14 protein-coding genes are annotated in these 21,065 nt (G+C 44.2%); 11 read left to right on the top strand and 3 right to left on the bottom strand.

The window, feature by feature from the left end; all coding sequences use genetic code 11:
- Nucleotides 1-358: 358 nt before the first annotated feature.
- The 9 genes from ACED60_RS21755 to ilvN all read left to right on the top strand — a co-directional run bounded on the left by ACED60_RS21755 (nt 359) and on the right by ilvN (nt 13,438).
- Nucleotides 359-1,018, top strand: a complete 660-nt coding sequence (locus tag ACED60_RS21755) for a TetR/AcrR family transcriptional regulator (RefSeq protein ID WP_371728456.1) — start codon at nt 359-361, stop codon at nt 1,016-1,018.
- Complete coding sequence (locus ACED60_RS21750; RefSeq protein ID WP_371728455.1) at nt 1,018-2,355, top strand: efflux RND transporter periplasmic adaptor subunit; 1,338 nt, start codon at nt 1,018-1,020, stop codon at nt 2,353-2,355. Before ACED60_RS21755 ends, ACED60_RS21750 begins: the two co-directional genes overlap by 1 nt.
- Nucleotides 2,352-5,459, top strand: a complete 3,108-nt coding sequence (locus ACED60_RS21745; protein ID WP_371728454.1) for an efflux RND transporter permease subunit — start codon at nt 2,352-2,354, stop codon at nt 5,457-5,459. The genes ACED60_RS21750 and ACED60_RS21745 overlap by 4 nt, the downstream gene beginning before the upstream one ends.
- A 273-nt stretch (nt 5,460-5,732) precedes the next feature.
- On the top strand, nt 5,733-6,257 hold the full coding sequence (locus ACED60_RS21740) for a phosphatase PAP2 family protein (RefSeq protein WP_009847812.1): 525 nt from the start codon (nt 5,733-5,735) through the stop codon (nt 6,255-6,257).
- A 94-nt stretch (nt 6,258-6,351) separates the two neighbouring features.
- Nucleotides 6,352-7,407, top strand: coding sequence for an MJ1255/VC2487 family glycosyltransferase (locus ACED60_RS21735; protein ID WP_371728453.1), 1,056 nt, complete (start codon nt 6,352-6,354; stop codon nt 7,405-7,407).
- 347 nt (nt 7,408-7,754) lie between these two features.
- Entirely contained in the window at nt 7,755-8,714 is a 960-nt protein-coding gene (leuO, locus tag ACED60_RS21730) for a transcriptional regulator LeuO (RefSeq protein ID WP_017100430.1), read from the top strand.
- A 201-nt stretch (nt 8,715-8,915) separates the two neighbouring features.
- Nucleotides 8,916-10,724, top strand: a complete 1,809-nt coding sequence (locus tag ACED60_RS21725; RefSeq protein WP_371728452.1) for a long-chain fatty acid--CoA ligase — start codon at nt 8,916-8,918, stop codon at nt 10,722-10,724.
- A gap of 460 nt (nt 10,725-11,184) precedes the next feature.
- Nucleotides 11,185-12,942: an acetolactate synthase 3 large subunit gene (locus ACED60_RS21720; protein ID WP_009847808.1), complete on the top strand. Its 1,758-nt coding sequence runs from the start codon at nt 11,185-11,187 to the stop codon at nt 12,940-12,942.
- 1 nt (nt 12,943) lies between these two features.
- The gene (gene ilvN / locus ACED60_RS21715) at nt 12,944-13,438 is read left to right on the top strand and encodes an acetolactate synthase small subunit (protein ID WP_004735875.1); all 495 of its coding nucleotides are present in this window, start codon (nt 12,944-12,946) and stop codon (nt 13,436-13,438) included.
- Nucleotides 13,439-13,870: 432 nt separating this feature from the next.
- On the opposite strand, the gene ACED60_RS21710 is transcribed toward ilvN, so the two are convergent.
- Together ACED60_RS21710 and pykF are read right to left on the bottom strand one after the other, a co-directional pair.
- On the bottom strand, nt 13,871-14,542 hold the full coding sequence (locus ACED60_RS21710; protein ID WP_012603177.1) for a GntR family transcriptional regulator: 672 nt from the start codon (nt 14,540-14,542) through the stop codon (nt 13,871-13,873).
- A 176-nt stretch (nt 14,543-14,718) separates the two neighbouring features.
- Entirely contained in the window at nt 14,719-16,131 is a 1,413-nt protein-coding gene (pykF, locus tag ACED60_RS21705; protein ID WP_012603178.1) for a pyruvate kinase PykF, read from the bottom strand.
- 429 nt (nt 16,132-16,560) lie between these two features.
- Between pykF and ACED60_RS21700 the strand changes: the two genes are divergently transcribed.
- Together ACED60_RS21700 and glmS are read left to right on the top strand one after the other, a co-directional pair.
- Nucleotides 16,561-17,331 carry a DeoR/GlpR family DNA-binding transcription regulator gene (locus ACED60_RS21700; protein WP_004736011.1) on the top strand — a complete coding sequence of 257 codons (771 nt, stop codon included), beginning with the start codon at nt 16,561-16,563 and terminating at the stop codon, nt 17,329-17,331.
- A 107-nt stretch (nt 17,332-17,438) separates the two neighbouring features.
- Nucleotides 17,439-19,271: a glutamine--fructose-6-phosphate transaminase (isomerizing) gene (gene glmS, locus ACED60_RS21695; RefSeq protein WP_371728451.1), complete on the top strand. Its 1,833-nt coding sequence runs from the start codon at nt 17,439-17,441 to the stop codon at nt 19,269-19,271.
- 118 nt (nt 19,272-19,389) lie between these two features.
- Here glmS and ACED60_RS21690 read toward each other — a convergent pair whose 3' ends face one another.
- On the bottom strand, nt 19,390-20,658 hold the full coding sequence (locus ACED60_RS21690; protein WP_010434545.1) for an O-acetylhomoserine aminocarboxypropyltransferase/cysteine synthase family protein: 1,269 nt from the start codon (nt 20,656-20,658) through the stop codon (nt 19,390-19,392).
- Nucleotides 20,659-21,065 lie beyond the last annotated feature (407 nt).

The following is a 21,065-nucleotide window of genomic DNA, read 5'->3' as shown; positions in this document are numbered from 1 at the left end:
CCGTAAATAAACTGTTAACACCATATTTACCGTAATTTATTCTGAGCGTCAAACAAGAAAATCCAATATCAGCGTGCATTGGCAGTGTTTTGGTTTTGTTTGTGCTGTTTTTTGTTTGAGTGTTAGCGATATCAACTAAATGGTGGTTTTGTATTGGCGGGTTAGTTTATCGTTTGGCTGATGTGTAGGTTAAAACTTTGTAGTAAATATTTTTAATGGAACGATTCACCAAAAAAATCACAAGCGTGACTAAAGTAATTAATCAATTGATTAAATAGTGAGTAATTAATCTTCTACTGTTATGCCTGTTTATCTCTATAATTAATCGAATGATTAATTATAGAGATAGGTTGATGCCATGACAGCACGAAAAGCGGGGCGACCTCAACAGAACTTAGATGTTCGACAACTATTGATTGAGCATGCTCGTGATCTGTTTGTCGTTCAGTCATACGACAAGGTCTCGACACGCCTGATTGCTGATCGTGCGGGTGTGAACATTGCGATGATCCGTTATTACTTTGGCAGTAAGGCTGGATTATTTGAGGCGATGCTGCGTGAAACGCTACGACCGATGCAATTGCAAATGCAGAGATTGGTTGAAGAAAGCAGCCATGAGAACTTTCTTGATTTAATGCGGACTTACTATAAAGAGATGGTCAAGGTGCCCAAGTTTCCTCGCTTGATTGCTCAAGTGATGAATATGACTCCCTCTGAAGTGCAGAGAGAGCTGCTCGAAAAGGTTTTTCTCGATGTCGCCAAGCCAGCCCAAGATGTCATTTTTGAAAAGCTGGTTGAACAAGGCATCTTAAAACAGAACATGGATCCAAAATTGTGTCGAGTTTCGTATATAAGCTTGATGGTGTTCCCCTTCATTGCTCCGCCCCCTCTATTAGCAATCCATGGTATTGAGATTAATGAAGAATTTCTTAACCGTTTAATCGAACACAACATTCAATTGATGACCGAAGGCTTTATCAACGCACCAAGCCCTTCTGCAGTGCAGGACAAAAGATAATGAAAATAAATAAAAAACTACTCTTCTTTCCAGCACTTGCGGTTGGTGTCATCGGCCTTGTGACTGCGATTAGCTTAAAGCCGGATCTGCCGACTAAGCCCGCGGGAGATCGGGCTCGTCTAGTTGAAACAGTCAGTTTAGAACAACAAATGATCGCGCCGTTGGCGGTGGGCTTTGGCAAAGTAGTACCTAAAGTTGAATGGAAAGCCATCGCCGAGGTGACAGGGCAGATTGTTTATCGACATCCAGACCTAGAAAAAGGGCAGATCATTCCAGCGGGTACTGAGGTACTTAAGATCGATCCCTTAGATTACGAGTTAAAGCTGGTACAAGCCGAAGCGGATCTTAAATCAAGCCAGACCTCATTAGCTAAATTGAATCAAGAAGAAGATAACCTTAAGCAGACCCTAAAGATCGAAAAGAACCGCTTAGTGATCAGCAACAAAGAGCTGCAACGTAAACAAGATCTGCGCAAGAAAGGGCTCACCTCTCAATCGGATGCCGACCTGCAACAACAAAGTGCGTTGTCTCAACAGAAGCTTGTATTGGATATTGATAACCAAATTGCATTGATGCCAGATGAAAAGCGTGTTGCGGAAGCAGTGATTAAGGTGAATGTCTCTAAAGTAAAAGAGGCGCAACGCTCTCTTGATAAGACCACCATCACTTTGCCAAGAGCGATGCGAATTGCTCAGGTTGATATCGAACAAAATCAAGTGGTTAATCTTCAACAAGAGATGTTTATTGCTCACGGGATTAATGTCATGGAAGTGGAGGCGCAACTTTCTATTCACGATATGCAAACTTTAGCCTCCAGCTTTAACCAGTTCCCTCGTGATGCTGCAGGAATCCCTAATCCTTATGAAGCGCCAATCAAAGCAAGCATTCAACTTAACAGCGGCAACCTGAATCTCAGCTGGCCAGCGAAGGTGGCAAGAATCAGCGAAACGGTTGATGAAAACCAAGCGACGGCGGGGATTATTCTCGAGATCGCTCAAGATTACTCGCAATTGCAACCAGACAGTGCAACGCCTTTGGTTAACGGTATGTTTGTCAAAGCCGAGATTGAGGGGGGAGTTAATCTGAGTTGGGTGGTTCCAGAGCGAGCACTGCATGGTGATAAGGTTTACCTGATGGATGACAATCAGCGTCTGCAAGTGATTAATGTTGAAGTGCTTTATCGCAGAGACAATCAAGTGATTGTGAGTGGCGAGCTACAAGCTGGAGATAAACTGGTTCTCAATGATGTCCTGCCAGCAATCGAAGGCATGTTACTGAGAGAGTCGAACTCTGAAGAGGCTGAGCTTGAGTCAGATACTCAGGAGAGTGCGTCATGATCAAGTTTTTCTCTCGACACCCAACAGCAGCAAACTTGTTGATGCTTGGGTTGTTGATCTTGGGTATAAGCTCACTATCTACCATCAAACGTGAAACCTTCCCCGCTTACGATCCGCCTTACATTATGGCTGCGATTGTTTATCCCGGCGCCTCTCCACAAGAAGTGGAAGAGAGCTTATGTGTGCGAATGGAAGATGCAGTAGACGGCTTAGCCAACATTGAAGAGACTCAGTGTGAAGCGATCGAAGGCAGCGCCCGTTTAATTCTCAAGTTAAATGAGAAAGCGGACATCGGCCGAATGCTGGTGGATGTGCAAACCCAGATCAACTCGATCAACGACTTCCCAACTGAGATTGAATCGCCTGTTGTTCAAGAGTTAGATTGGAATGAACCGGTTGTTGATATCGCTATCACTGCTGAAACGTCGTGGCCGGAACTTAAGGCCTACGCGGAAGATCTTAAGCGTACCATGAAGCTTGATTACGATGTCTCTTTGGTCGAGGTCAACGGCTTCTCTGATCATCAATATCGAGTGGAACTGGATACCCAAGCTATTCGTCAGTTGGGTTTGAGTGTCGGTGATATCGCGGATCAAATTGGTCGACAGAATGTAAAACTGCCGAGCGGTAACGTTGAAACACCAGATAAAAACTTCCTGATTCGTTTCGACGAGAGACGAATTACGCCTGTTGAATTGGAAAGCATCGTGGTTGGATCTGCGCCTAATGGCTCGGTGATTCGTTTGAGAGACATAGCCAAAATAACCGACCGCTTTGAGCTTGATGAACAGAAGGTGTTGTTTGATGGCAAGCCTTCGGCGCTGCTTAAGATCAGTAAGAACAAAGAAGACGATGCGCTACGAATCAAAGAAAACGTAACACGATTCGTTGAAGATCAAAGCGCGATTGCTCCTGATGGCGTGACACTACAAATGACCAACGATCTCTCTTCTGTACTTTGGGATCGTCTAACCATGATGGTGAGTAATGGCTGGCAAGGTATTGTGCTAGTGTTCGCAACCATGTGGCTGTTCTTCAGCTTACGTTATTCATTTTGGGTGGCGGCAGGGTTGCCAGTTGCCTTCCTTGGTGGCTTGTTCTTAATGGCCAACCTGGGTTTGTCGATTAACATTATGTCGCTGGTCGGGTTGTTGATGGCAATCGGTATTATGATGGATGACGCCATAGTGATAGCCGAATCGATAGCCTCCCACTTAGATAGGGGACAAAGCGTCGATGATGCGGTGTACAACGGCGTTAAGAAAGTGCTTCCCGGAGTACTGTCTTCTTTCCTAACCACGGTGTGTATTTTCGGTAGCTTATTGTTTCTTGATGGTGAGATGGGCGCGGTGCTTAAGGCCGTTCCTCAAGTTTTGATTCTGGTGCTGTCGTTGAGCTTGATTGAAGCCTTCCTGATCCTACCTAATCACCTATCTCATTCATTACACAAAGAAAAAAATGACAAGCCAGCGCCGCGTTTTAAGGTTGTGTTACTTGAGAAATTCGAGAACTTTCGTAATACCACTTTGATGAACATGGTTGAGAAAGTCGTGACCTTCCGTTATGCCTTTATGGGCGGAGTAATTACGCTGTTGTTGCTTTCAGTCGCCTTGATTGCGGGTGGCGTTGTTAAGTTTCAACCTTTCCCTGAGCTGGATGGCGATATTGCCGAGGCGCGTATTATTCTTCCGCCGGGCGCATCATTGTCTCAAACCGAGAGAGTCGTCGACAAAATTGTCGCGTCTGCTGAGCGTTTGAATGAGCAATGGAGCGAAGAGGTTGAGGACGGTAATAAGTTGGTTGAGCATATCACCAGCCAATTCAATGCTAACGCCGATGCCAATGAATCTGGCCCGCACTTAGCCACAGTGCGCTTAGATTTACGCGGAGCAGAGAGCCGTAATACGGTTATCGATGATTTCATTGATGCGTGGCGTGAAGATATTGGCGATTTAGCGGATCCTATTTCATTGGTGTTCAAGCAACCCACAATGGGGCCGGGCGGTCGTGCTATTGAAATCCGCGCCAAACACGATGACCTGAGCGCATTGAAATCCGCTTCTTTGGATATTCAGGAGTACCTTAATCAATTTGATGGCGTGCATGGTGTGCTTGATGACATGCGCATGGGTAAAGAAGAGATCTTAGTTAAACTTCGTCCAGGTGCGGAAACCTACAATGTGAATGGGCAGATGATTGTATCTCAGTTACGAGCGGCTTTCTTTGGGCAAACGGCGGACGAGATTCAAATTGGTGTTGAGAATATCTCGATTGAAGTGCGTCTTGATAAGGAGCAAGCGGGCGACATACAACAGCTGGCTAACTTCCCAATCATCACCGCAGACGGCAGCCAGATCCCGCTAGCTACATTGGCAACGTTAGATTTCCAGCGTAACTACGTGCGAATTCAACGTATTGATGGGCTGAGAACCATCAGTATCTTTGGTGATATTGATAATAAGAAAGCGAGTTCATCCGCGATTCTGGCTCAGTTCCAAAAAGATGAAGCCGCCAAACTTATTCAGAAGTACCCGGGTTTACGTTTTGATTTTGAAGGTGAAGCCAAAGATGCCGCGAAGACCGGAGCCTCAATAGGCAAAGGGTTCTTGCTCGGCTTATTCGGCGTATTTGCGATTCTAAGTTATCAGTTCAGAAGTTACTTAGAACCTGTGGTCGTGATGTTGGCGATTCCACTAGCCTTCATTGGGGTAGTGGTTGGTCACTGGATACTTGGGCACGCTTTGAGTATGCCAAGCATGATGGGCTTTGTGTCGCTTGCCGGGATCGTGGTCAATGATTCCATCTTGTTAGTGCAATACATTCGTCACCATGTTGATGAGGGAGATAGCGTTCATGACTCGGTGGTGAAGGCCAGTCGCGAGCGTTTCCGTGCGGTATTTTTGACATCAATGACGACAGCAGCAGGTTTGCTACCGCTGTTGACGGAAACCAGCTTGCAGGCTCAGGTTATCCAGCCTCTGGTTATTTCAATTGTGTTTGGCATATTTGCTTCAACCTTACTGGTGTTGTTTATGATCCCTGCCGCTTACGCGATATTGGCTGACTTCGGGTTGGTGAAGAAGCATGAGCCATTAGCGCTATAATCTTTAGCGCTATTATCATTAGCGAGCTCTATAACCATTAGCACGATAGAAGTAGCGTTTGTTTGCTTATATAAAGAAGCAAAAACATAGAAGAATAAAGCGGCCTTGTGTCGCTTTATTTTTATCGGCTGCTTCTAGGCTCCTATTAGCTTACTTAGTGAAAGCGGTTAATTCGCTTCAAAATTCATTTTAGTTCATTCAAAACGTCACTTAACTGTCATTTCAGGGGCATACCTTGAGCCTTAACTGAATAAGGATTGTTAAGGAGATCGTATGCGTACTATCGAACCTGTTGTCCGCTGGGATGTGGCATTTTCTGTTTTCTGTTTGAAGAACCGTTATAGCGGGCAACATGCAACATTGAGTAAAGCGGTGTCTCATACCGGGGATGGTCATCTATATGTGTTGATCGCTCTGATTGCGCTGTTAGCTGATGGCTACACCGGTCGTGAATTTTTAATGGTTGGTCTAGCCGCTTTTGCGATAGAGCTACCGATTTATTGGGTAGCCAAAAACACCCTAAAGCGCCGCAGACCCGCTGAATTCTCTTCATTACTTCACTCTCACATTGTGCCGTCAGATAAATACAGCCTGCCATCAGGGCACTCCGCTGCTGCATTTGTTATGGCGACTCTAATCGGACATTTTTATCCAAGTCTCTATCTCTTTAGCTTGATTTGGGCGACAGCGATTGCAGGCTCTCGAATCCTACTCGGTGTGCACTTTTTAACGGACGTACTGATTGGCGCAGCGCTAGGTATAGCGTGCACAAGCCTAGCCATTTACTTCATTTTATAGCGCTTAGTCGTATGGCTGTTTGTTCTGTTGTTCATATTAAAAAGACACAGGCAAAGACAGCAGAGCTCGAATTATTAATCTTCAAGGAACCTGAATGAAAATTTTATATGGCGTACAGGGCACTGGAAATGGGCACATCGCTAGAGCGAGAGCAATGGCCGTCGCTTTTCGTCAGCAAAATATTGATGTCGACTTTCTGTTCTCTGGGCGAGACGAGAGTAAATTCTTTTCGATGGAAGCGTTTGGCAACTATCAGACCCGCAGCGGTTTAACTTTTTACAGCGAGCAGGGGAAGGTTAAATACGGCAAGACATTCATCAAGAACAACATCTGGCGATTTCTCCGCGAGGTTAACCAGATCGATCTTGCGCCTTATGACTTAGTGCTTAATGATTTTGAACCTGTGACGGCATGGGCGGCTAAGAGGCAAGGTGTGCCATGTATTGGTATAAGCCACCAGAATGCGTTCCGCTATGATGTACCTAAAGAAGGGGGCAACTGGATTGAACATTCCGTGATTCAACATTTCGCCCCAACTGAGCACTCTATTGGTTTGCACTGGTATCACTTTGAACAGCCAATATTGCCACCTATCGTTCACACGCCAGCGTGTGATGAGCGAGCGAAAGCAACACAAGACTTCACCTTGGTTTATCTACCATTTGAGGATCTTGATGCGATCTCTGAGTTGTTGATGAAGTTTGTTTCTCATCACTTTGTCTGTTATCACCCGAATGTGATTGAGTATAGCCGAGTCGAAAATATAGAGTTCAAACCACTCAGTCATGCCGGCTTCCAATTCGATCTCAATCAGTGCTCTGGTGTGGTGGCCAACGGCGGTTTTGAATTGCCATCTGAAGCCTTAACTTTAGGTAAGAAGTTGCTTCTTAAGCCTCTTGAGGGACAGTTCGAACAACAAAGTAATGTGGCGACGCTTGAAGCGCTCGGGTTGGCTCAAACCATGAGTTTTTTAGACGCGGCTATCTTGCGTAGTTGGCTCGGTGAAAAGCAGGCTGAAAGGGTTACTTACCCTGACGTGGCAAGTGCACTTGTTGAGTGGGTTTTGGCGGGCAAATGGTCTAACCAAGATGACTTGAGAAAGCAACTTTGGGATAAGGTGGATTTTCCTAGTTATGCATCACTCACGTAACCCATAAGTGTTATTTCTGAATTGCCTAGCTGAACGATTCACGAGTTCAATAATTTGTAACAAATGTAACCAAAACGATAGAACAGCTAAATAAGTCGAAATGAAACTCATAAGTGACGCATTTTATGTTTTTTTATAACTCCATAAGCAACTGATTTTTAGGTGTTGTTTAATCATTAAGGTAAAATTAAATTATTCTTTATCAATCTTGTTGGTAGCTCGAGATTTATTGGTTAATAGTAATGGCAATCCGAAAAACATCGGTCTGATAAATGTAAGAATTAGTGGTTATCTATTCCCACACCATTACCAATTTAACCCTGTCGAACCGACAAGAGGCAACTTGAATGTTAGAGAAAAAAGACGCAATGAGTGCAATTGCAAGCTACAGAATGGAAAGCACACTTCGTGGAGTCGACTTAAATCTTTTGACTGTATTTGATGCAGTTATGCAAGAGCAAAATATTACACGTGCAGCTCATAATCTGGGCATGTCTCAGCCAGCGGTAAGTAATGCTGTTGCTCGTTTGAAAGTAATGTTCAACGACGAGCTATTCATGCGTCAAGGTCGTGGTATTCAACCGACTCAACGTGCTCGTCAGTTGTTTGGCCCAATCCGCCAAGCGCTGCAGTTAGTACGCAACGAATTGCCAAGTTCTGTATTCTCACCAGAGTCGTCTTCTCGTTTGTTCAAACTTGCAATTTGTAGCCCTTGCGACATGCGTTTTGCACCTAAGATTATGTCGACAATCAACGACCAAGCACCTAGCGTTAATCTGCACATGGATGCGGAATTTGACCGTCAACTTTCTGAGCGCATGCGTTACCAAGAAATTGACTTCGTTATTGATTACTCGCGTTTTGATGAGCAAGGTTTCTCAAGCACTGAAATCTTCCAAGATGAATTGGTTGTGGTCGCTTCTGCTTCTCACCCACGCATCAACGGTGAAGTTTCAGCGGCAGAGTTGCTTAACGAAAAGCACGCTAAACTGTCTCGCATCCATGGTCAACGTAGCTTCTCTGAGCAAGCTTACCGTGACCTCGATTGCACACCTTTCTACGAAGGTACGAGCTTAAGCAACGTACTTTACGTTGTTGGTCAATCTGAACTTGTGACGATAGCTCCTCGTTGGATGGTAGAACATGCAGCAAACAAAGATCAGCTTCAGATTCTAGATTTCCCATTCGATAATGCGGCGATTTCTGGCTTCCTTAGCTGGCACGAATCAAGTGAAAAGGACAAAGGACACATCTGGTTACGAGATCAGTTAATGATGATCTGTGGCGAAGTAGTGGCGCTTAACTAGACACTAATTCCTATGATTTATAAGCCCTAAGCTAGGAGTCTGGCTTGGGGTTTTTTTGTACCTGCTATTTTTGTTGATAGAAAACTTAGCGTGAGACGTACTATTACTTATAACTTTGAGCTTCATCAGTTGCCTTTTCCATGATCAGAGGTACACTTGTGCGCTCAAAAAAGCTTACAGGTGTAAGCCAAAGGTAAAGAGATGGCCAATTTAGATTTTCATATCGTAAAAAGACTTCGTGACCAAATTGCCCAAGGTGGCAACCGTACAGCTTTGAAGCACAAAGTAGGCAATGTATGGCAAGGTATTAGCTGGGAACAATTTGGACAACAAATCGATACGCTTTCATTAGCGCTATTGGCTCAAGGATTGAGAGTTCAGGATAAGATCGGTATCTTCTCGAACAATATGCCTCAGTGGACTGTGGCTGACTTCGCATCCTTACAAGCGCGTCTTGTAACGGTACCAATCTACCCAACCAACACAGCGGCGCAGTCTTCTTACATTATCCAAAATGCAGATGTGAAGATCTTATTCGTTGGCGAGCAAGCTCAGTTCGATGCGGCGGTTAGCCTTTTTGAAGAGTGTGAACAGCTAGAAGTTGTTGTGGCGATGTCTGATGATATCGATCTGCAAGGACATCGCTTTGCCGTCTCTTGGAAAGAGTTCATGGCTCGTGGTGTTGAAGAGCAGCGAGCTGAGCTTGATGTTCGTCTTGCGGATGCCAGCATGGATGACTTACTGACGCTTATCTATACCTCTGGTACAACGGGCCAGCCTAAAGGTGTAATGCTTGATTACACTAATGTTGGCTATCAACTAAAAGGCCATGATGAGCGTCTCAGCTTAAGCAAAGACGACGTCTCATTGTGTTTCTTACCTCTATCACATGTATTTGAGCGCGCTTGGACTTTCTATGTCCTTTATAAAGGCGCAACCAACTGCTATTTGCAAGACACCATGCAAGTTCGTGATGCATTGAGTGATGTTAAACCAACGGTTATGTCTGCTGTTCCTCGCTTCTACGAGAAGATTTTCTCAGCGATTCACGAGAAAGTATCTAAAGCACCGTTTATTCGTAAAGTACTCTTTACTTGGGCGGTGAACATGGGCGCGAAGCTTTCTGTTTGTCATCAAGAAGGTCGTACACCATCATTCATGCTGAAGAAGAGCCATGCGCTTGCTGACAAGCTTGTGTTATCTAAACTGCGAGCTCTGTTAGGTGGTAACATCAACTTCATGCCATGTGGTGGCGCGAAGCTTGATGAAACCATTGGTCGCTTCTTCCTCGCGATTGGTATCAATGTAAAACTTGGCTACGGCATGACAGAAACCACGGCAACAGTATCGTGCTGGGATGACCGTTGTTTTAACCCTGATTCGATCGGTATGTCGATGCCGGGCGCTGAAGTGAAAATTGGCGCTAAGGATGAGATCCTTGTTCGTGGCCCAATGGTGATGCGTGGCTACTACAAGATGCCAGAAGAGACAGCTAAGACATTTGACGAGCATGGTTTCCTGAAAACGGGTGATGCGGGTCATTTTGATGAAAATGGTAATCTATTCATTACTGATCGCATCAAAGAATTAATGAAGACTTCTGGCGGTAAGTACATTGCACCGCAAGTGGTTGAAGGCGCAATTGGTAAAGATCACTTTATCGAGCAGATTGCTGTTATCGCTGATACGCGCAAATTCGTTTCTGCACTGATTGTTCCTTGTTATGACTCGCTAGAAGAGTATGCCAAAGAGCTTAATATCAAATATCATGACCGTGTGGAACTTGTTAAAAATCACCAAATAGTAGAGATGCTAGAGAAGCGTGTGAATGATTTACAACAAGAGCTAGCGAAGTTTGAGCAAGTGAAGAAGTTTAAGTTGCTGCCAAAAGCGTTTTCTATGGATGATGGTGAGCTAACACCGACCCAGAAACTGCGTCGTAAGGTTATTAACGATAAGTATCAAGACGAAATCGAAGAAATGTACAACGAAAAGCCTAAAGATAAGTAGTTTTCTGTTTAGATAAATTTTCAGTTGTTTAAAAATCCCCCTACGAATGTGATTGCATTTTTAGGGGGATTTTTTGTATCTAATGACACAGCACAATGTGCGAAAGCGCACACCAACAAGCTCGCTGTTTATCGATAAATAGCGAACTGTTGAAATATTAAGTGCTTTTTTTTATCAAGTAGGCAGTATTTAAACCTAGTGTGAAAGCCTGTGTTGGGTTTTATTTGATGCTTTGAGCTAATAGTTGGTTTTTTGGCACAGTTGCCGAATAACAGGCGTTAGACCAGATGATAATAAAGCGTTAAAGTTGTTTCGTATTACTGTTTGTTGTTATCACTACAGACAGCCATAGCCGAAAAAGTGGAAGTATTTCGAATTAGGCTACGAATAAGCCCTAGACTATGAAAAACCAGCCCAACATGTTCACCAAATGTGATTGGAAACTGGTGAGGAGAGCAATATGACAACAAAACCTGAAACAGCTATGTCATCCGGCGCTGAAATGTTATCCGGCGCTGAGATGGTGGTGCAGTCTCTAATTGAAGAGGGTGTAGAACAAATCTTTGGTTATCCAGGTGGTTCTGTACTTGATATCTACGATGCGCTGCATGCTAAAACTGCTGAAATTAAACACGTATTAGTACGACACGAACAAGCCGCTACCCACATGGCAGATGGCTATACTCGTTCTACCGGTAAGCCGGGTGTAGTACTTGTGTGTTCTGGTCCAGGTGCGACCAATACCGTTACTGGTATTGCAACAGCCTACATGGACTCAATCCCAATGATTGTTATTTCTGGTAACGTACCAAATAACCTTATTGGTAACGACGCCTTCCAAGAGTGTGACATCGTTGGTGTATCACGCCCGATCGTTAAACACAGCTTCCTCGTTAAGAAAGCGGAAGATATCCCTGAAGTCGTTAAAAAAGCATTCTATATTTCAACGACAGGACGTCCAGGTCCTGTGGTTATTGACCTGCCAAAAGACATTTTAAACCCACAAATTAAGCTTCCTTATGAATACCCAGAAACGATCAAAATGCGTTCATATAACCCAACGGTTACGGGTCATAAAGGTCAGATCAAAAAGGCGCTAAAAGCCCTTCTTGAAGCGAAGAAACCGGTACTTTATGTCGGTGGTGGTGCGGTTATTTCTGAGGCAGATAAGCCGCTATTAAAATTAGCAGAGGCACTGAATTTACCCGTGGTAAGTACCCTAATGGGGCTTGGCGCTTTCCCTGGTACTCATAAGAACTCTTTGGGTATGTTGGGCATGCATGGTTTGTATGAAGCCAATATGGCGATGCACAATGCGGACTTGATCTTTGGTATTGGCGTACGTTTCGATGATCGAACGACCAATAACCTAGATAAGTACTGCCCTGATGCGAAGATCATGCACATTGATATCGATCCATCTTCTATCTCTAAGAACGTTAAAGTGGATCTACCGATTGTAGGTTCAGCGGAAAAAGTACTAGAAAGCATGGTTAACCTGCTTATTGAGCAAGGTGGAACTAACGATGCAGAAGCGATGGAAAGCTGGTGGAGTGAAATTAAACAGTGGCAAGAACGTGACTGCTTAGCGTATGACAAAACGTCGGGTCGAATTAAGCCACAACAAGTTATTGAAACGCTGCATAAAGTAACCAATGGCGATGCCTATGTTGCTTCTGATGTAGGTCAACACCAAATGTTTGCTGCTTTGTATTACCCGTTTGACAAGCCGCGCCGTTGGATTAACTCTGGTGGTCTAGGCACGATGGGCTTTGGCTTACCTGCTGGTATGGGCGTTAAGTTTGCGAAACCTGATGAAGAAGTTGTGATTGTTACTGGTGACGGCAGTATTCAAATGAATATCCAAGAGCTGTCGACTGCGCTGCAATACAATATTCCCGTTAAGATTATTAATCTTAACAACCGTTTCTTAGGCATGGTAAAACAGTGGCAAGACATTGTTTATCAAGGTCGTTACTCTAATTCATATATGGACTCTGTTCCTGATTTTGCTGCTATCGCTGAGGCTTATGGCCACGTTGGCATGCGTATTTCATCTCCGGATGAACTGGAATCAGGTTTGGAAAAAGCACTAGCGATGAAAGACCGTTTGGTATTTGTCGATATTAGTGTGGATGACACCGAGCACGTATACCCAATGCAGATCAAAGGCGAGGGTATGGATAACATGTGGCTAAGCAAAACGGAGAGAACATAATATGAGACACATCCTTTCACTATTAATGGAAAACCAACCAGGTGCACTATCTCGTGTGGTTGGCTTGTTTTCTCAGCGTGGCTACAACATCGAGTCTTTGAATGTATCCCCTACGGATGATCCAACGCTTTCTCGTCTGAATGTCACCACTAACTCGAGCGAAATGCAGCTTGAGCAGATCCAAAAACAGCTACACAAGTTAATCGACGTACTTAAGGTACAAGAAGTGTCTGAGCTTGAGCATATCGAGCGTGAACTTCTGATGGTAAAAGTACGCGCTAGCGGCTTTGCTCGCGCTGAAGTGAAACGCACAGCGGATATATTCCGTGGTCAAATCGTTGATGTGACGGCTTCGCAATATACGGTTCAAATGGCTGGCACTAGCGAGAAGCTGGATGCTTTCATTCAGGCATTGTCTGAAGTAACGGAAGTACTTGAAGTGGCTCGAAGTGGGGTTGTTGGCATCGCACGTGGTGAACGAGCGTTGAAAGCCTAACGAAGAAAGATTTAAAGCTGCTTTTAAGCTAAAACTGATCATTTAATCGTTTGAAAAAGATAGCGATTTTACTGATACGAACGGCCCTTAATTTGGGCCGTTTTGCTTTTTGGAAGTCGCTATCGTTTATCCACAAAGTTTATATGATTAGACTAAAGTCTAATGCTCTCGATGATTTGAACTAAACTGAATGATAACCATACAGTCTGATTGAAAGAGGCGTGGTATGTTTGTCGATTTTTTAGTGAGGGTAACCATAGGTACATTAGCCGTTCTTGGCTTTCAACTGAGTGCATTGTATTTTTTACCTATGGTTGTGCTACTCAATACTCATCACAAAGAGTTTTTTGGGTGGTAGTTCAGTCGTAATACTGGAAATAAAAAACGGAGCTATTAGGCTCCGTTTTTATGTGGTTAGAATCTATCTTGACATTATGCGGCTTCGATAACTTCTTCAATTCGCTTCATTGAACTTAACAGGTGTTGATCCAATAGTTCTGTCGCTTGATCGACATTTTTAGCAAGTACCAGCTTCATGATCATTTCATGCTCATCAATATTGAACAGATCATCAGATGCGCTTTTCGCTGACATCGCTAGGAAGCGGTAGCGTTTTACTTGATTGATAAGATCATCAAAGAACTTAAACATGTTCTCTGAGTCTGCGCCTTCAAGTAACGCTGCATGAAACTGCTGGTGACGTTCTTCCCACTCAACACAATCAAACTCTTCTGAGACATATTGTATGCGTGATAGCTTGTGGTAGGAGGTTAATACTTCCAGTTCCCAGCTTTCATCGCCTGCTGAAATTGCCTTTTTAAGCAGAACAGAAGAGACAACACGAAGGCTTTCATATAGGTCATTGAGTTCTTTCTTTGATACCGGTGATACCCAGCAGCCTTTTTGTGGCTCTAGCTTTACGTATTTACTCCAAGATAGTTGCACTAAGGCTTCGCGAATTGGAGATGCGCCGACGTTGTATCGTGCTTTGAGATCAGCTACAACGAGTTTTTTACCTGGGGTTAATTCACCATTGAGAATATCTTGGCGAATCATCTTTGATACTTTGTCAGTAAGCGTAGGACTAGACATTACAAACCTCATGTATATTTGATTTCTAGTCTGCTAATCCGTTTCTTAGGAAGAGTTTATTGGACTTTAACAGTACGTAGTTCTAATGTGATTGATAATACAGCGTACTGAAAAGTTAGGCAAGATTTTGTTTCATAAAAAAAGAGGGCCGAAGCCCTCTTTTATATTTTATGCGAATCGGTTCATTCTTATAGAACGTGAACAGATGCTGTGTTTGTAGTACCAGAAGCGACTAGAGCACCAGAAACCATAACTACGATGTCGCCTTTGTTACCTAGGCCAGATTGTAGAGCGATTTCTTTACCGTTGATGTAGAACGCGTCTGTGTTCTCGATAGAGTCAACAAGAACTGGCTTAACACCTTTAGTAAGAACTAGCTGTGCAGCGGTCTTTTCGTTAGTTGTTAGAGCAAGGATGTTTGCAGTTGGGAAGTACTTACGTACTGAACGTGCAGACTTACCGCCTTCAGTTGCAACAACGATTAGAGGAGCAGCTAGCTTCTCTGCTGTGTCTACAGCGCCTTTACATACTGCTTCAGTGATGCGTAGACGTGGGCTGTCTAGACGAGAACCTAGCTCAGCTTTAAGAGCTGAATCAGTACGGTTCGCGATTTGAGCCATGATAGTAACAGCTTCAACTGGGTACTTACCTTTAGCAGTTTCACCAGAAAGCATTACTGCATCAGTACCATCCATGATTGCGTTCGCAACGTCACCCGCTTCTGCACGAGTTGGACGTGGGTTGCTGATCATAGAGTCAAGCATTTGAGTTGCAGTGATAACCATCTTACGTGCGCGGTTACACTTCTCGATCATCATCTTCTGAGCGAAGATTACTTCTTCAGCTGGGATTTCAACACCTAGGTCACCACGAGCAACCATGATGCCGTCAGAAGCTTCAAGGATTGAATCGAAGTTATCTACACCTTCTTGGTTTTCAATCTTAGAAATGATGTGGATGTTCTCGCCGCCGTTAGCGTTTAGAAGCTCACGGATTTCTTTAACGTCTTCTTCTTTACGAATGAAAGAAGCAGCTACGAAATCAACGCCTTGCTCGCAACCAAACTTAAGGTCAGCTTTGTCTTTCTCAGAAAGAGCTGGAAGTTGAACAGAAACGCCAGGAAGGTTAACACCTTTGTTTTCGCCTAGAGCACCGTTGTTAAGAACTTTACACTTAACTTCAGTTTCTGTTGTTGCGATAACTTCCATTTCGATTAGGCCATCATCAACAAGGATAGTGTTACCTGCTGTTAGGTCCTTAGCGAAACCTAGGTAAGTTACTGCTACTACGTCTTTGTTACCAACAACTGTTGCGTCAGTTGTGAAAGTGAACTCTTGACCAGCTACTAGATCTACGTCGTTACCATCTTCAAGTTTGATAGTACGGATTTCTGGACCTTTAGTATCTAGAAGGATCGCAAGTTGCTCACCATTGTTTTCCATTACTTTACGGAAGTTCGCGATACGAGTGCCGTGCTCTGCGAAATCACCGTGAGAGAAGTTAAGACGCATAACGTTCATGCCAGCATCTACTAGTTCAGTTAGCTTCTCTACAGATTCAGTTTTAGGGCCAATCGTACATACGATTTTGGTCTTTTTCATGGAAGGTACTCTCCGGTAAGTATTGTTACAATTTGAAATTTATTTAAGTTCTGAAGATTGGTCCGCTACATCAACATTTTGTGCCTGTTGTGTAAAAGCGCGGGACTTCCAATATGTCCTTCAGAGTTGTAAGTCTTTCATCAATTTTAGTCATTTTATGACCAAAAGATTTTGATTCAATATCGGTTTTCTGTGACTTACCCCACTATATAGGCGGTAAGTTGCAAAAAAATAACAGTCAGTTTTGTAATTTTTTTTCTTTTCGGGTGCGGATTCTACCACCTAATGAGTTCAATATCACTGCTTAACAATTGTCTTAGGACAAGGTTTTATCGCTATTTATTAATTTTTTGGATCAAAATAAATGGACTAAATAGTTTCGTTGTAACTATAATATGTTTCACATCGAAACTTAATGGCCTTTTTTAAATGTCGAAACGAAACACCCAGCTCAGAAGACATGCAATTTCTAACCTAGTGAATGAAAAAGGGGAGGTTAGTGTTGATGAATTATCCGCTAAGTTCGAAACCTCAGAGGTCACGATTAGAAAGGACTTGGCGTCTTTAGAGAAAAACGGTCAGCTTTTGCGCCGTTATGGTGGTGCGATTTCATTACCGAAAGAGGTTGTGAACGAAGAGCTGGGTCCACAAGTTTCGACTCGAAAGATTTCATTAGCGAAAGCCGCGGCAGATTTAATTCGCGACCATAATCGCATTGTGATCGATAGCGGTAGCACGACAGGGGCGCTAATTCAGCAGCTCAATAGCAAGCGTGGTTTGGTTGTGATGACCAACTCGTTGCACGTTGCTAATGCACTTAATGAGTTGGAAAGCGAACCAACACTGCTAATGACCGGTGGCACTTGGGATACCCATTCGGATTCTTTCCAAGGCAAAGTCGCAGAGTCAGTACTTCGTGCTTACGATTTTGATCAACTATTTATTGGGGCTGATGGTATCGACCTTGATAGAGGCACGACCACGTTCAATGAATTGGTTGGTCTAAGTAAAGTAATGGCTGAAGTGTCACGAGAAGTGATCGTGATGGTTGAGTCGGAAAAGGTGGGACGAAAGATCCCGAACTTAGAGCTGGCATGGGAGCACATTGACATCTTAATTACCGATACAGACTTAGGCGAAGAATCCAAAGCAAGTATCGAATCACATGATGTTCGTGTGATCTTGACTGATCCAGCGTAAAAACAAATTTAAGTATTATGCATTTACCTTCCTATAATTGATCTTGATAAAGATCTGGCCTTTGCTTGCTGCCAATAGGAATAAAACGAAATTGATGGAGTGAAACTATGTGTGGAATTGTTGGTGCAGTAGCACAGCGTGATGTAGCCGAAATTTTAGTAGAAGGCCTTCGCCGCCTAGAATACCGAGGCTACGATTCAGCGGGTGTCGCTGTAGTTGATAGCGAATCTAACCTAACTCGTGTACGCCGCCTTGGTAAAGTACAAGAGCTAGCAGACGCAGTCGATCAACAACATGTTATTGGCGGTACTGGTATAGCTCATACACGTTGGGCGACACACGGTGAGCCTTCTGAAGCAAACGCACACCCACACATGTCTGGTGATATTGCTGTTGTACACAATGGTATTATCGAAAACCACGAAGCACTGCGTGCTCTTCTTCAAGAGCGTGGTTATGTGTTTACTTCACAAACGGATACTGAAGTTATCGCTCATCTTGTTGAGTGGGAACTTCGCACGTCAGCTTCTTTGGTTGAAGCTCTGCAAAAAACAGCAAAACAATTAGACGGTGCATACGGCACGGTGGCGGTTGATCGTAAAGATCCTAGCCGTATCGTTGTTGCTCGTTCTGGTAGCCCAATCGTTATCGGTTTTGGTGTGGGCGAGAACTTCCTTGCTTCTGACCAACTAGCGCTATTAAGCGTAACTCGTCGCTTCATGTACTTAGAAGAGGGTGATGTTGCTGAGGTGACTCGTCGTGATGTAACAGTATTTGATGTAGCGGGCGAGCGTGTAGGGCGTGAAATCGTTGAATCAAACGCAGAACACGATGCAGGTGATAAAGGTCAATACCGTCACTTCATGCAGAAAGAGATCTTTGAGCAGCCAACAGCGCTGATCAACACAATGGAAGGTCGTATCTCTGACACTTCTGTAATCACTAATGCAATCGGTGTTAAAGCGGAAGAGATCCTAAGCAAGGTAGAACACGTGCAGATCATCGCATGTGGTACGTCTTACAACTCAGGCATGGCAGCTCGTTACTGGTTTGAGTCTCTAGCAGGCGTAAGCTGTGACGTAGAGATTGCCTCTGAATTCCGTTACCGTGATTTCGTTGTTCGCCCGAACAGCCTATTGGTGACTCTGTCTCAGTCTGGTGAAACGGCGGATACGCTTGCTGCACTTCGTCTTGCAAAAGAAAAAGGTTACATGTCGGCAATGACTATCTGTAACGTTGCGGGTTCTTCGCTAGTTCGTGAATCTGATTTTGCCTTCATGACTCGCGCAGGAACTGAGATCGGCGTTGCTTCAACTAAAGCCTTCACGACACAGCTAGCGGCTATGCTGATGATGGTAACGTCAATTGGTCGTCTACAAGGTCGCATCAATGAAGAGAAAGAAGCTGAGATCGTTCAAGCACTGCATCAACTGCCTGCTGATATTGAAAAAGCATTAGCGTTTGATAAAGAGATCGAAGCGCTAGCACCTGATTTTGCAGATAAGCACCACACACTATTCTTGGGTCGTGGTGAGTTCTACCCAATCGCGATGGAAGCGTCTCTTAAACTGAAAGAGATCTCTTACATCCACGCAGAAGCATACGCGGCTGGTGAGCTTAAGCACGGTCCTTTGGCTCTTATCGATGCAGATATGCCAGTCGTCGTTATTGCACCAAGCAACGACTTGCTAGAGAAACTGAAATCAAACGTTGAAGAAGTACGTGCTCGTGGCGGTCTACTTTACGTATTCGCAGATGAAGATGCAGGCTTTGAAAGCGATGAGAACATGAAGATCATCAAGATGCCTCACGTAAGTGAAGTAACAGCACCTATCTACTACACAGTACCGATGCAGTTGTTGTCTTACCACGTAGCGCTAATCAAAGGTACTGACGTTGACCAACCTCGTAACCTTGCGAAAGCGGTTACTGTTGAGTAATCGTTAGCTTATCTAAGAAAATTAGATAATAAGAAGCCCATCCTGTGATGGGCTTTTTTGTGTCTGCTAGTTAACGATTCGTGTTAGAGCTAGCTGTAGCGTCATTAAGCATTAAGCATTAAGCGCTAAGTGCTTGCTCTAGGTCAGCCAAGATATCGTCAATGTGCTCGATACCTACTGAGAGACGAATCATCTCTGGTGACACACCTGCTTGCTTTTGTTCCGCTTCGCTTAATTGACGGTGTGTTGTAGAAGCAGGGTGACAAGCGAGAGATTTTGCATCGCCAATGTTCACCAAGCGCTTGAATATTTGTAGCGCATCATAGAAACGAACACCGGCTTCATAACCATCTTTCAAGCCAAAAGATAAAATGGCAGACGGCTTACCTTGCATGTATTTCTCAGCCAGCGGATAGAACTCAGACGTTGGTAAACCAGCGTAGCTCACCCAACTCACTTTCTCATGTTGCTGAAGGTACTCTGCTACTTTTAGTGCGTTCTCTGTGTGTCGCTCCATGCGTAACGACAACGTTTCTAGACCTTGCATTAGCATGAAGGCATTCATAGGCGACAGTGCAGCGCCTGTATTACGTAGTGGAACCGTTCGAGCACGACCAATAAACGCGGCTTCACCAAAAGCCTCGGTGTACACCACACCGTGGTAAGAAGGTTCTGGCTGATTAAATACTGGGAAGCGATCTTTGTGCTCTGCCCATGGGAATTTGCCTGAGTCGACAATCACGCCACCCAATGTTGTTCCGTGACCACCAACGTATTTGGTGAGTGAGTGCACCACAATATCAGCACCAAAATCGATAGGTTTACACAACACAGGTGTCGCCACCGTGTTATCGACAATCACAGGTACACCTTGTGCGTGAGCAAGCTCAGCAACTCGTTCTAAGTCGATAATATTACCAGCGGGGTTACCGATACTTTCGCAGTAAACCGCTTTGGTTTTTTCATCAATCAGTGCCGCTAAGCTTTCAGGTTTGTCGTCTTTGGCAAAGCGAACTTCTATCCCTTGGTTTGGCAGCATGTGAGCAAATAGAGTGTAAGTACCGCCGTAAAGCTGAGGCGTTGAAACGATGTTGTCACCGATTTGTGCCAACGTTTGAATGGCGTAGTTGATCGCCGCGCTGCCCGCACTCACCACTAAGCCTGCAATACCACCCTCTAAGGCTGCCATGCGTTTTTCCAACACATCATTGGTTGGGTTCATTATGCGAGTGTAGATATTACCGGGTACCGCAAGATTAAACAGGTCTGCACCGTGTTGTGCGTCATCGAATTCGTAAGCAACGGTTTGGTAAATAGGGGTCGCAACTGATTTGGTTGTTGGATCAGTTTCGTAGCCGAAGTGAATCGAGAGCGTTTCGTCTTTCATGAGTCTTCCCTGAACTATTGAATGATTTGTGTACTCTCATATTGCCGATTTTTTTATAAAAGAAAAGTATATTTAGTCACAGAGAGGGAATTGGAATTGCGTGTGGGACAATTCGTTATTTGTAGGAAATACAGCGGTGAGTTGTACAGCTTCAGAAAAGCAAAAAGCCAGAGCAGTGTGAACTGTTCTGGCTTTTCTAATTTGGTGGCCCCTCCCAGATTTGAACTGGGGACCGAACGATTATGAGCCAAGCTTCAGCCCTGTAATCAACATAGTAACCCTGCCCCGAATCACTCCGAAATCCACCAGCAAAATCACATCACCTGATTATCCGCATGAGTTTACTGACGTCGACGACGAGGTTGATGAGGATGATGGGGGGAATTTAGTACGACGACGCCGTCGAG

This window comes from Vibrio sp. 1F279, assembly GCF_041439815.1.
GTDB classification, from domain to species: Bacteria; Pseudomonadota; Gammaproteobacteria; order Enterobacterales; family Vibrionaceae; genus Vibrio; species Vibrio tasmaniensis_A.
The sequence above is the reverse complement of the archived record's forward strand: the minus strand, read 5'-3'. Positions and strand labels throughout refer to the sequence as shown.